Genomic DNA, 12,245 nt, shown 5'->3' on the forward strand with positions numbered 1-12,245 from the left:
GCCCTCATGCGCCTGTTCCGCATTCTGAGCCTGTTGTTGGTGGTAGTGGCACCTTCGGCATATGCCGACAGCCCTTACCAGGTGGAAATGATCCTGGTGCGCCAGAACGCCGAGCCGGTGATCAACAGCCGTGCAGCGCCGGAAGACTGGGATGCCGGGGCGCAGCGCCTGGGCGACAAAATGAGCCCGCCACGGCTGAGCAATATCGTCGACAAACTCAGCGCCGATTCAAGCTACACCGTGCTCGCGCACAAGGCCTGGGAGCAGAGCCTCGGTGAGCAACCGGTGAAAATCGCGATCACCGAGGGGCAAGAGCAGTTCGGCCAGTTTCCCATCGAAGGGGTGCTGAGCCTGCAACTCGGTCGATTCACGGATATCAACGCCGACTTCTGGATCAACCAGTTCGACAGCAATGGCAGCGTGATCGCCAGCGAACACCTTGCGCAAAAAGACGTGCGCACCAAGAACAACCAGCTCAACTACCTGGACGGCGGCCACCTGGCGCTGCTGATCAAGATCACCTCGCTGACCGCCAAACCACCCAGCGCGCCCCCGCCCGACATTCAGGACTGATCCAGCGCCATGCCCCTGACGTCGTCGTTGACCAAACCCCTGGCCCCTTCGTGGGCCAATCGCTTTAAGGAGCAAAGCCTGGAGCGCGGGCGGCGTTACGCCCTGGAGAACCGGGTGCGCATCGTCGAGTCCGGCGACAGCACCATCATCGCCAGCTGCGAAGGCTCGGGCGGCAACGTGTACCGCCAGACCATCTCACTGCGCGAATCGGCCAAGGGCATGCTGATCCTGGTGGACAGCCGCTGTACCTGCCCGGTGCACACCAATTGCAAACACATTGCGGCAGTGCTGCTCAAGGTCCAGGAAACGCTGGCCTTCCCGGCGGCGGCCCAGGATGCCGAGCTGCTGGAGAAACTCCAGGCCGTGCTGGATAACCGCGTGGTGCTGCCACAAGTGGTGATGGAGGATGTGCTGCCCGTGCCGCGCTTGTGGCTGGCCAGTGTCGAATTCAGCGCCTTCGAGCCGCGCAACGGCAAGATGCAGCGCTATATCCAGCACCGTGCGGCGTTGTCGTTCAACTATTTGGGTAACTACGTCAGCGGGCAAAAGAACGCCGACATCATCGTGCGCCAGGAAACCCAGAGCCTGCGCATCAAGCGCCATCCCGAGCGGGAGCAGTCATATCGCGAACAGTTGCGTCTCTTGGGTTTCAAGATCGCCACGCGCCAGAGCAAGGCATTGCCGGAGAGTGCCGGCGAGCTGTTCGAGATGGTCAATGACAGCGCCTGGCTGAACTTCACCCTCAACGCTTCGCCGACGCTGCGGGCCGAGGGCTGGGAGCTGCAGATCGATGAGGATTTCGGTTTCGACCTGAGCGCGGTGGACGACTGGTACGCCACCGTCGATGAAGGGCCGGAACGCGACTGGTTCGACCTGGAACTGGGGATCATCGTCAATGGCGAGCGGCTGAGCCTGCTGCCGATCCTGCTGAACCTGATGCGCTCCCACACCGAAATCCTCAACCCGGAAAAGCTCGCGCGGCGCCGCGATGACGAGCTGATCCTGGTGAATATCCCCGGCCTGCCCAACGGCGGCCACGGCCCCTTGCAAGTGGCGTTGCCCTACGGCCGGCTGAAACCGGTATTGGCCACCCTCGGTGAGTTCTACCTGCAGGAAGCCGGCACCACTACTCTGCGCCTGGCCAAAGCCGATGCAATCCGCCTCAACCCGCTGGAAGACCTGCCCCTGCAATGGGAAGGCGGCGAGAAGATCCGCAACTTCGCCCAACGCCTGCGCGACATCAAGGACTTCACCTGTGTAGCGCCCGAAGGATTGAACGCGACCTTGCGTCCGTATCAACTCGAAGGCTTGAGCTGGATGCAGTCGCTGCGCCAACTGGACGTCGGCGGGATTCTTGCGGATGACATGGGCCTGGGCAAAACCCCGCAGACACTGGCGCATATTCTCACCGAGAAAATCGCCGGGCGCCTGGATCGGCCGTGCATGGTAGTCATGCCCACCAGCCTGATCCCCAACTGGCTCGACGAAGCGGCCCACTTCACCCCGCAACTCAAGGTGCTGGCGCTGTACGGCGCGGGGCGCAAGAAACACTTCGCGCCCTTAAAGGACCAGAGCCTGCAGGATTACGACCTGCTGCTGACCACGTACGCGCTGCTGCCCAAAGACATCGAACACCTGGCCGCCCTGCCCTTGCATGTACTGATTCTCGATGAAGCCCAGTACATCAAGAACCCATCCAGCAAAGCCGCCCAGGCGGCGCGCGAACTGAATGCGCGGCAGCGCCTGTGCCTGAGCGGCACACCGCTGGAAAACCACCTGGGCGAGTTGTGGTCGTTGTTCCACTTCCTGCTGCCGGGCTGGCTGGGTGACATGAAGAGCTTCAACCGCGATTACCGCGTGCCCATCGAGAAGCGCGCCAGTGACGTGCGATTGCAGCACCTCAACGGTCGGATCAAACCCTTCCTGCTACGCCGTACCAAGGAACAGGTGGCGACAGAATTGCCGCCCAAGACCGAGATCATCCATTGGGTTGACCTCAACGAAGCCCAGCGCGACGTGTACGAAACCATGCGCCTGGCCATGGATAAAAAGGTCCGCGACGAGATCACCCGCAAGGGCGTGGCGCGCAGCCAGATCATCATTCTTGAAGCGCTGCTTAAGCTGCGCCAGGTGTGCTGCGACTTGCGCCTGGTCAACGACGCCAGCCTGCCCGCCCGTGGCAGTAGCTCGGGCAAGCTCGACAGCCTGATGGAAATGCTCGAAGAACTGTTTGCCGAAGGTCGCCGGATTCTGCTGTTTTCCCAGTTCACCTCGATGCTGAGCCTGATTGAGGTCGAACTGAAAAAACGCGGCGTCTCCTACGCGCTGCTGACCGGCCAGACCCGCGATCGGCGCACGCCGGTGAAGGACTTCCAGAGCGGCAAGCTGCAGATCTTTCTGATCAGTTTGAAGGCCGGTGGTGTAGGCCTGAACCTGACCGAAGCCGACACCGTGATCCACTATGACCCTTGGTGGAACCCGGCCACGGAAAACCAGGCGACTGACCGCGCGTATCGTATCGGCCAGGAGAAGCCGGTGTTCGTGTACAAGATGATCGCCCGGGGCACGGTAGAGGAGAAAATCCAGCACCTGCAGAAGGAAAAGTCCGACCTGGCGGCGGGCGTGCTGGATGGGCGTACGACGGGGGATTGGCAGTTGGGCAACGACGATATCGAGGCGTTGTTTGCGCCGTTGCCCAATAAGCAAGAGAAGCGCTGACTTTAAGATCGCTATCGCTGGCTTGCCGGCGATGGCCGCAACGCAGTCCTCAATCGATCAACTGCACATCCCGAAGCGCCCCAAGCGCCGCCAGCCAACGGGGATCCTGTTTATAGTCAGTCGAAGCAATCGCCTGCCCACGCATCCGTGCAATGCGGGCAGAAGGCGTGACCTTCATCCGCTGGGCCGCCGTCAGCGCCAGTTCGGCGGCAGCGCGGTCGTTGCACACCAAGCCCATGTCGCAACCGGCCGTCAGTGCCGCTTCGATACGGCTCGCGGCGTCACCGACCACATGAGCACCGGCCATGGACAGGTCATCGCTGAAAATCACCCCGTCAAACTGCAACTCTCCGCGCAGGATGTCCTGCAACCAACGACGCGAGAAACCGGCGGGCTGGGCGTCGACCTGCGGGTAGATGACATGCGCAGGCATTACGGCCGCCAACTGCTTGCTCAGGCGTGCGAACGGCACCAAATCATTTGCACGAATCTGTTCCAGGCTGCGTTCGTCATTGGGAATGGCGACGTGGGAATCAGCCTCAGCCCAACCGTGGCCCGGGAAGTGTTTACCGGTGGCGGCCATACCGGCGCTGTTCATGCCGCGAATGAATGCACCGGCGAGCACGGCGGCGCGCTCGGGGTCGCCCTCAAAGGAACGGGTGCCGACCACGGCGCTGCGCTGGTAGTCCAAATCCAGCACCGGGGCGAAGCTCAGGTCGAGGCCGACCGCCAGCACTTCGGTAGCCATGATCCAGCCACATTGCTCGGCCAGGTATTCAGCGTTGGGGTTATCCGCCAGCGCGCGCATGGCCGGCAGACGCACGAAGCCCTGGCGCAGGCGCTGAACGCGCCCGCCTTCCTGGTCGACGGCCAGCAGCAAGTCCGGGCGCACGGCACGAATTGCCGCGCTCAACTCACGCACCTGACGCGGATGCTCGATATTGCGTGCAAAAATGATCAGGCCGCCCACTTCAGGCTGGCGCAACAGGTGGCGATCCTCGGCCGTCAGCCAGGTGCCGGCAACGTCGACCATCAAAGAACCTTGCAGGGCAGCAGTCATAAACCTTCCTTAAATAACGCACACAACCCGTTGCCCTCACGGCGCTCCATACACAATGGAGGCTCGGTGAGCACAGCGGGTTGCGAGTAAATAGCTGAATTCGGCATGGGCGGCTAGCTTAGCGGATGCAAGCGGCCGCGCACACCCGGGGCGGTCAAACCTTGGCGGCGGCCAGCACGGATTTGCTGCGCGGGCGCAGTTGGGCAGCAGCCATGGCCTGGTCAGTCACGCCGGTTTCGGCACGCATGCCGGCGGCGAGGAACGGCACCATCAGGCGCATCACTTGCTCGATGGACGTGTTGACGCCGAAATCGGTCTCGGCAATCGCACGCAACGCCTTGATCCCCGACATGCTGAAGGCGGCAGCGCCGAGCATGAAGTGCACGCGCCAGAACAGTTCGATAGGTGGAATACGCGGCGCGGCCTCATTGACCAGCAACATGTAGCGGCGGAACACCTTGCCGTACATGTCCTCCAGATAACGCCGCAGGTGGCCCTGGCTCTGGCTGAACGCCAGGCCCAACAGGCGCATGAAGATCGACAGGTCGTTGCCGCTGCGTGGTTGAACCACCAGGGCTTGCTCAACCAGGATTTCCAGAAGGTCTTCCAGGCTCGGCTTGTTGTCGGCCTTGGCCTGGCGCCGTTCGAGCTCACGGTCGAGACTGGCGCAGAACGGCCCCAGGAAGCGTGAGAACACCGCCTGGATCAGGGCCTTCTTCGAGCCGAAATGGTAGTTCACAGCGGCGAGGTTGACCCCGGCCTTGCTGGTGATCAGCCGCAATGAAGTTTCAGCAAATCCTTTTTCCGCGAACAATTGCTCGGCAGCATCGAGAATGCGTTCAACGGTTTCCGACTGGGCCATGACTACTCCGCCTGACAAACACTTGTTTGAAACATACGTTTCAGGTTGTGTCTTGTCAAGTCTGCGGGTTCGCTTTCCGGCCGGGCAGTCATCTATTTCATCGCTATTTAATCACATCCTTACAGGTCTGTAGGCAGCGCTGTCTCTGCCTTGTAGGAAGGGTGACGAATGACCGTCCAGCGGAGTGGCAAAAAAGGATGATTGCCAAGCGCAATTCACTGTATATAATCCCAGTCACTGTATAAAAAGACAGAGCGATCAACATGCTAAAACTGACGCCACGCCAAGCTGAGATTCTGGCTTTTATCAAGCGCTGCCTCGATGACAACGGCTACCCGCCGACACGAGCGGAGATTGCGCTTGAGCTAGGGTTCAAATCCCCTAACGCCGCCGAGGAACACCTCAAGGCTCTCGCTCGCAAAGGCGCGATCGAGATGACCCCAGGTGCTTCGCGGGGTATTCGCATCCCTGGCTTCGAAGCCAAGGCCGACGAATCGACACTGCCGATCATCGGTCGCGTCGCCGCCGGTGCGCCGATCCTGGCGCAGCAGCACGTCGAGGAATCCTGCAACATCAACCCGACCTTCTTCCATCCACGTGCCGACTACCTGTTGCGGGTACATGGCATGAGCATGAAGGACGTGGGCATTTTCGACGGCGACCTGTTGGCCGTCCACACCACTCGCGAAGCCCGCAATGGCCAGATCGTCGTTGCCCGTATCGGCGATGAAGTCACCGTCAAACGTTTCAAGCGCGAAGGCAGCAAGGTCTGGCTCCTGGCCGAGAACCCTGAGTTCGCCCCGATTGAAGTGAACCTGAAAGATCAGGACCTGGTGATCGAAGGCCTGAGCGTAGGCGTCATTCGCCGCTAAAGGAGGCACCATGCAGCTCGTGCACACCCCCCAACACACACAACTGTCGCTGTTCGAGGCCTTTATGGCCCAACCCCTTGCGCCCATCCTCAAGGAAACAGTCGAGGCCCCTTGGGGCTCCGAACCTGAGGCGTTCAGTGAACTGTCGTTGCGCGGTGCAGCCGGGAGCTGCCTGAGCCTGCTGGCGCCAATCCTTCGCGAATTGAGCGAGGAGCAGGACGCGCGCTGGCTGACGCTGATCGCCCCGCCCGCCAGCCTGACCCAGGCCTGGCTGCGGGACGCCGGCCTGAACCGCGAGCGCATCCTGTTGCTGCAACCACGCGGTATGCAAAGTGCCCAGCAGTTGACGTGCGAAGCGCTGCGTCTGGGCCGTAGCCATACGGTCGTGAGCTGGCTGAACCCGCTGAATGCCACCGCCAAGCAGCAGTTGATCAGCGCCGCGCGCACGGGCGATGCACAGAGTTTGAATATTCGATTGGGGTAGGGCTATGTGTTGCAGACTAGCCCTGGGGAGGGGCTTGTTGTGATGGCTTGCTTGGTGAAACGGCTTCTTGTGGCAAGCGGGCTTCTGTGGCGAGCGGGCTTGCCCCGCGTTGGGCTGCGAAGCGGCCCTAAATAGATTAATGCGGTGTATCAGGCATTCCACAGCGCTTGGTTTTGGGGCCGCTTCGCAGCCCAACGCGGGGCAAGCCCGCTCGCCACAGAGGCCCGCTTGCCAAAACGAGCCCGCTCATCACCAGAACTCAGTGAAGGACCCGCGGCCCATCGTCCTTCTCCGGCTCGCCTTCAGCCAGTCGACCTGCCATCTGCACACCCACGCTCAACATGGCTTTTGCCACTTCCACATGCTGGCCTTGCAGGAACACCTTGGCGTCCTCGGAAAAGTCCAAGATAACCAGAGAACCCTCGTCCTCAGCCCGGCGCAGCTCGATTCGGCCGTCAGGCAATTCAACAATTTCCAGAAAGGACGTTGGCATAAAAGTCTGTTCTCCACGAAAGGCCGGGATTATATCAGTCATCTCCCCGGCCTCGCTGAGGATCTGAAGCGGTTTCTTTACGACTTGATGAATGGTCTTTATCGGAATGCTGCGGAGCCTGTGCGGGACTTTCTGTCGAACTCGGTTCAAATGTGGGAGCGGGCTTGCTCACGATAGCGGTATATCAATGCCAGATGTTTGGCTGATACAACGCTATCGCGAGCAAGCCCGCTCCCACATTTTGATTTGCGTACATCAGCCACGCTGCCTCAGCACTCGTTCAGGCCTTCGCGAAAACGTAGGGCCATTTTTTTCAGCTCCTGGCGCCAGCCTTCCAGCTCTTCCCGACTCAACGGCTTCGGCTCATCCTCTTGCACCGCAACCGCCACGATCAACGGCTGGGTCACATCACCCTTGGGCACGTGGGGGACACGAGGCGGCTGGAACATGTCCGCATGCGCCTTCAGCAGACGCGCCACCCAGCTGTCGGGGCTCTGGGCCATTTCCACCAACTCGGCAAGCTCCGGGATGGCCATGGACTCCAGCACTTCGCGGTTCATGATCATTTCCGCACGGGGCGAACCCGCCTGGGGCAAGCGATAGAACCCGGCAATTTCATGGCACAGGCCCAGCAAGGCGCCGTAGAGGTGGAACAACGCCGCTTCACGCCCCGCCTGGACCAGCGCAATGGCATTCATCTCCTTCCCTTCCTCGGCACGGCCAAGGGCTTCCAGGGACAAACCCGCGAAGTAAATTTTCTGGTTGGTACGGGTATAGAGTTCGTTGGCCATACGGCAATCTCCACAACGAATACGCTGAATGCTGGCTCAACAGTGTCACGGATCAGCCGAGCGCACTGCAAGCGCAAAAAAAGGCCGCCTATGCAGGCGGCCTTTGTATTTCGCAGATTAGCGGATCAAGCGCCCTGGCGCTTGTCCTCGACCTTCCACTTGCCACCGTCGTAGAACGCCTTCCAACCGGTAGGCTTACCCTCGACTTCGGTCTGCACGTACTGCTCCTTGGTCTTGCGGCTATAGCGGATCACGGCTGGGCGACCATCCGGGTCCTTCTTCGGCGCTTCACACAGGAAGTGGTACTTAGGGTCGATCTCGTCCTTGTGCGGCACGATCTCCAGCACCAGCGGTGCGCGGGTCTCGCGGTTTTTCGGGAACTGGCTGGCAGCCAGGAACAGCCCCGAAGCGCCGTCACGCAGGATGTAGGTGTCGTTGACCTTCTCGCACTTGAGTTCAGGCATCTTCACCGGGTCCATCTTCGGCGGCGCCGCATCACCACTTTTCAGCAGCTTGCGGGTGTTCTTGCACGTCGCGTTGGTACAACCGAAGAACTTGCCGAAACGGCCAGTCTTGAGTTGCATCTCGCTGCCGCACTTGTCGCATTCCAGGCTCGGGCCTTCATAACCCTTGATGCGGTAGCTGCCTTCTTCGATCTCGTAGCCGTCGCAATCCGGGTTGTTACCGCAGATGTGTAACTTGTGCTTCTCGTCCAGCAGGTAGGCGTCCATCGCCGTACTGCATATCGGGCAGCGGTGCTTGCCACGCAGTACCAGCGACTCGGATTCACCCTCGTCATCGGCAGCGATTTCATCGCCCGGCACCAGGTTGACGGTGGCCTTGCAGCGCTCTTTCGGCGGCAGGCTGTAGCCCGAGCAACCGAGGAACACGCCGGTGGACGCGGTACGAATCTGCATCGGCCGTCCGCACGTCAGGCACGGGATGTCAGTCATCACCGGCTGGTTGGCGCGCATGCCGCTCTCAGGGCTTTCGGCCACTTCGAGTTTCTTCTTGAAGTCGCCGTAGAACTCGTCGAGTACGTTTTTCCAGTCGCGCTCGCCCTGGGCCACGTCATCGAGGTTCTCTTCCATGCCGGCGGTAAAGCCGTAGTCCATCAGGTTGGAGAAGCTCTCGGACAGACGCTCGGTGACGATGTCGCCCATCTTTTCCGAATAGAAACGACGGTTGTGCAGGGCCACATAGCCACGGTCCTGGATGGTCGAAATGATCGCCGCATAGGTCGAAGGACGACCGATACCGCGTTTTTCCATCTCTTTCACCAGACTCGCTTCGGAGTAACGTGCCGGCGGCTTGGTGAAGTGCTGGGACGGGTCGAGCTTGATCAGCTTCAACACATCGCCCTGAGCCATGTCCGGCAGCACATCGTCGTCGCCTGGCTTGGCAATTTGCGGCATGACGCGGGTGTAGCCGTCGAACTTGAGGATACGGCCCTTGGCACGCAGCTCGAAGTCGGAGGCCGCCACGCTGACCGTGGTGGACAGGTATTGCGCCGGCAGCATCTGGCAGGCAAGGAACTGGCGCCAGATCAACTCGTAGAGGCGCTCAGCGTCGCGCTCCATGCCCGTAACTTTGCTTGGCTCGGTGTTGGCGTCGGAAGGACGAATCGCTTCGTGAGCCTCCTGGGCGCCTTCTTTGCTGCTGTAGACGTTCGGGTTCTCCGGCAGGTACTTCTTGCCGAATTCACTTTCAATATACGTACGCGCCATCGCCACCGCGTCTTGCGACAGGTTGGTGGAGTCGGTACGCATATAGGTGATGTAGCCGGCTTCGTAAAGACGCTGGGCCATCATCATGGTCTTCTTCACGCCGAAGCCCAGGCGGTTGCTCGCGGCCTGCTGCAGGGTGGAGGTGATGAACGGCGCCGACGGCTTGCTGCTGGTCGGTTTGTCTTCACGCTTGACGATGCTGTAGCTGGAAGACTTGAGCTTCTCCAGCGCGGCCATGGCCTGGGCTTCGTTCAGCGGCTTGAAGGCCTCGCCTTTCTCGCGGGCCACTTCAAAGCGCACGTTGTTGCCCTTGGCAGTGCCCAGGTCAGCGTGGACTTCCCAGTATTCTTCGGGGTTGAACGCACGGATCTCGCGCTCACGCTCCACCACCAGCTTGACCGCTACCGATTGCACACGGCCGGCAGACAGGCCACGGGCGATCTTGGACCACAGCAGTGGCGAGACCATGTAACCCACGACGCGGTCGAGGAAACGACGGGCCTGCTGGGCGTTGACACGGTCGATGTCCAGTTCGCCCGGCTTGGAGAAGGCTTCCTGGATGGCTTTTTTGGTAATTTCGTTGAACACGACGCGCTTGTAGCGGCTGTCGTCACCGCCGATGGCTTCCCGCAGGTGCCAGGCAATGGCTTCCCCTTCGCGGTCCAAGTCCGTCGCGAGATAGATGGTGTCAGCATCCTTGGCGAGCCGGCGTAGCTCTTCGATGACCTTTTCCTTGCCCGGAAGGATTTCGTACTTGGCCTTCCAGCCATGTTCCGGGTCCACACCCATGCGCGAGACCAGCTGCTTGCGCGCTTTCTCTTTAGGCGTGAGCACCGGACCTTCGCCCGCAGCCGCCTTGCCGCGCTTGGCGGCAGGCTCCTTGCTGGCGCTAGCCGAACCGCTGGTGGGCAGGTCTCGGATATGGCCGATACTCGACTTCACCACGTACTCGTTACCCAAGTACTTGTTGATGGTCTTGGCCTTAGCCGGGGATTCCACAATGACCAGCGATTTGCCCATGGATCGGAAAATTCCTGAATTCGAGAAGTGAAAGGCAGTTGGCGCCTGACGCGGCAACGCTATATATAGTGGCAACAAGGTGAGGTCAAGCGCAGCATTCTGCGCGGCCTGCCTTTATTGCGCGGAAAAAAGGCTGGGTTCGACCTGGATCAAAGCAAAGCGCGGGACCTGCTCGCCGTCAACTTCGACGGTTTCCAGGAACATGCTCAAGGGACGCACCCAAAAGCCGTAATCGCCATACAGTGCTTGGTAAAACACTACTTCTTCTTCGGTCTCGGAGTGCCGTGCCACGTTAAAAACGCGGTACTGCGGACCTTTATAATGCTGGTAGAGCCCTGGTTCGACTTTCATGCTCTGGCGCTCTTACAAAATTTGTTAAAAAAAAATTAAAAAATCCAAAAAACAAAAACCGGGGCACTGGGCCCCGGCTTCCGTCAACCCAACGCTTAGACGCGTTCGAAGACGGTGGAAATGCCTTGGCCGAGACCAATGCACATGGTTGCAACCCCAAGGTTGCCGCCATTTTGCTTCATCACGTTCAGCAAAGTTCCGGAAATACGTGCACCGGAGCAACCGAATGGGTGGCCCAGGGCAATCGCACCGCCGTGCAGGTTAACCTTCTCGTTCATCTTGTCGAGCACTTTCAAATCTTTCAGCACCGGCAGGGCCTGTGCAGCGAAAGCTTCGTTGAGCTCGAAGAAGTCGATATCGGAGATGGTCAGGCCTGCGCGTTTCAAGGCTTTTTGTGTGGCCGGTACTGGACCATAGCCCATGATTGCCGGGTCCACACCTGCTACTGCCATCGAACGAATCACCGCCAGAGGCTGGATACCCAGGTCCTGGGCACGCTGCGCCGACATCACGATCATGCACGAAGCACCGTCAGTGATTTGCGACGAAGTACCGGCCGTCACGGTGCCGCCCTTTGGATTGAACGCCGGCTTCAAGGCCGCCAGGCTTTCCAGGGTGGTGTCCGGACGAATGGTTTCGTCGTAGTCGAACAGTTTCAGGAAACCGTTCTCGTCGTAGCCGTTCATCGGGATGATTTCATCCTTGAACTTGCCTTCCACGGTCGCCTTGTGAGCGAGTTGGTGGGAACGCACAGCGAACGCATCCTGGGCTTCACGGGTGATGCCGTGCATCTTGCCGAGCATTTCTGCAGTGAGGCCCATCATGCCCGAGGCTTTTGCCGCGTACAGCGACATGTGCGGGTTAGGATCGACGCCGTGCATCATGCTGACGTGGCCCATGTGCTCCACGCCACCGACCACGAACACATCACCGTTACCGGTCATGATCGCCTGGGCGGCAGTGTGCAGCGCGCTCATCGACGAGCCACACAGGCGGCTGACGGTCTGGCCGGCTGCGGTGTGCGGGATCTGGGTCATCAGCGACGCCATGCGCGCGATGTTCCAGCCCTGCTCCAGGGTCTGGTTGACGCAGCCCCAGATCACGTCTTCGACTTCGTTCGGGTCGACCTTGACGTTGCGTTCCAGCAGTTTGCTGATCAGGTGCGCCGACATGTCTTCAGCGCGGGTGTTGCGGTGCATGCCGCCCTTGGAGCGGCCCATCGGAGTACGACCGAAGTCGACAATCACGACGTCTCTTGGATTCAAGCTCATAAATATTCTCGCTCTAGTCGTCT

Annotated in this window: 11 protein-coding genes; 4 read left to right on the forward strand and 7 right to left on the reverse strand. The window is 60.3% G+C overall.

The window, feature by feature from the left end; translation table 11 throughout:
- Nucleotides 1–6 precede the first annotated feature (6 nt).
- Entirely contained in the window at nt 7–573 is a 567-nt protein-coding gene (locus ACR52_RS15515; protein ID WP_048725707.1) for a CsiV family protein, read from the forward strand.
- A 9-nt stretch (nt 574–582) separates the two neighbouring features.
- Nucleotides 583–3,291 (forward strand): DEAD/DEAH box helicase, encoded by a 2,709-nt coding sequence (locus ACR52_RS15520; RefSeq protein ID WP_048725710.1) that lies wholly within the window; start codon nt 583–585, stop codon nt 3,289–3,291.
- A 49-nt stretch (nt 3,292–3,340) separates the two neighbouring features.
- Here ACR52_RS15520 and nagZ read toward each other — a convergent pair whose 3' ends face one another.
- Nucleotides 3,341–4,351 carry a beta-N-acetylhexosaminidase gene (gene nagZ / locus ACR52_RS15525; protein ID WP_048725713.1) on the reverse strand — a complete coding sequence of 337 codons (1,011 nt, stop codon included), beginning with the start codon at nt 4,349–4,351 and terminating at the stop codon, nt 3,341–3,343.
- 154 nt (nt 4,352–4,505) lie between these two features.
- Nucleotides 4,506–5,213 carry a TetR/AcrR family transcriptional regulator gene (locus tag ACR52_RS15530; RefSeq protein WP_048725717.1) on the reverse strand — a complete coding sequence of 236 codons (708 nt, stop codon included), beginning with the start codon at nt 5,211–5,213 and terminating at the stop codon, nt 4,506–4,508.
- Between the two features lie 263 nt (nt 5,214–5,476).
- Here ACR52_RS15530 and lexA point away from each other — a divergent pair, with 263 nt between their 5' ends.
- Both lexA and sulA read left to right on the forward strand, forming a co-directional pair.
- Nucleotides 5,477–6,085: a transcriptional repressor LexA gene (gene lexA / locus ACR52_RS15535; protein WP_003172575.1), complete on the forward strand. Its 609-nt coding sequence runs from the start codon at nt 5,477–5,479 to the stop codon at nt 6,083–6,085.
- A 10-nt stretch (nt 6,086–6,095) separates the two neighbouring features.
- The gene (gene sulA, locus ACR52_RS15540; protein ID WP_048725723.1) at nt 6,096–6,569 is read left to right on the forward strand and encodes an SOS-induced cell division inhibitor SulA; all 474 of its coding nucleotides are present in this window, start codon (nt 6,096–6,098) and stop codon (nt 6,567–6,569) included.
- Between the two features lie 259 nt (nt 6,570–6,828).
- Here the strand turns inward: sulA and ACR52_RS15545 are convergent, their stop codons facing one another.
- From ACR52_RS15545 to fadA, 5 genes are all read right to left on the reverse strand, one after another.
- Nucleotides 6,829–7,062, reverse strand: coding sequence for a hypothetical protein (locus tag ACR52_RS15545; protein WP_005786160.1), 234 nt, complete (start codon nt 7,060–7,062; stop codon nt 6,829–6,831).
- Between the two features lie 269 nt (nt 7,063–7,331).
- Nucleotides 7,332–7,853, reverse strand: coding sequence for a DUF6586 family protein (locus tag ACR52_RS15550; protein WP_048725725.1), 522 nt, complete (start codon nt 7,851–7,853; stop codon nt 7,332–7,334).
- Between the two features lie 125 nt (nt 7,854–7,978).
- Nucleotides 7,979–10,600: a type I DNA topoisomerase gene (topA, locus tag ACR52_RS15555; RefSeq protein WP_048725727.1), complete on the reverse strand. Its 2,622-nt coding sequence runs from the start codon at nt 10,598–10,600 to the stop codon at nt 7,979–7,981.
- A 114-nt stretch (nt 10,601–10,714) separates the two neighbouring features.
- Nucleotides 10,715–10,951, reverse strand: a complete 237-nt coding sequence (locus ACR52_RS15560) for a DUF1653 domain-containing protein (RefSeq protein WP_010176359.1) — start codon at nt 10,949–10,951, stop codon at nt 10,715–10,717.
- A 95-nt stretch (nt 10,952–11,046) separates the two neighbouring features.
- Nucleotides 11,047–12,222 (reverse strand): acetyl-CoA C-acyltransferase FadA, encoded by a 1,176-nt coding sequence (gene fadA, locus ACR52_RS15565; RefSeq protein WP_048725730.1) that lies wholly within the window; start codon nt 12,220–12,222, stop codon nt 11,047–11,049.
- Nucleotides 12,223–12,245: the final 23 nt, after the last annotated feature.

The organism is Pseudomonas fildesensis, from assembly GCF_001050345.1.
Taxonomy (GTDB): Bacteria; Pseudomonadota; Gammaproteobacteria; order Pseudomonadales; family Pseudomonadaceae; genus Aquipseudomonas; species Aquipseudomonas fildesensis.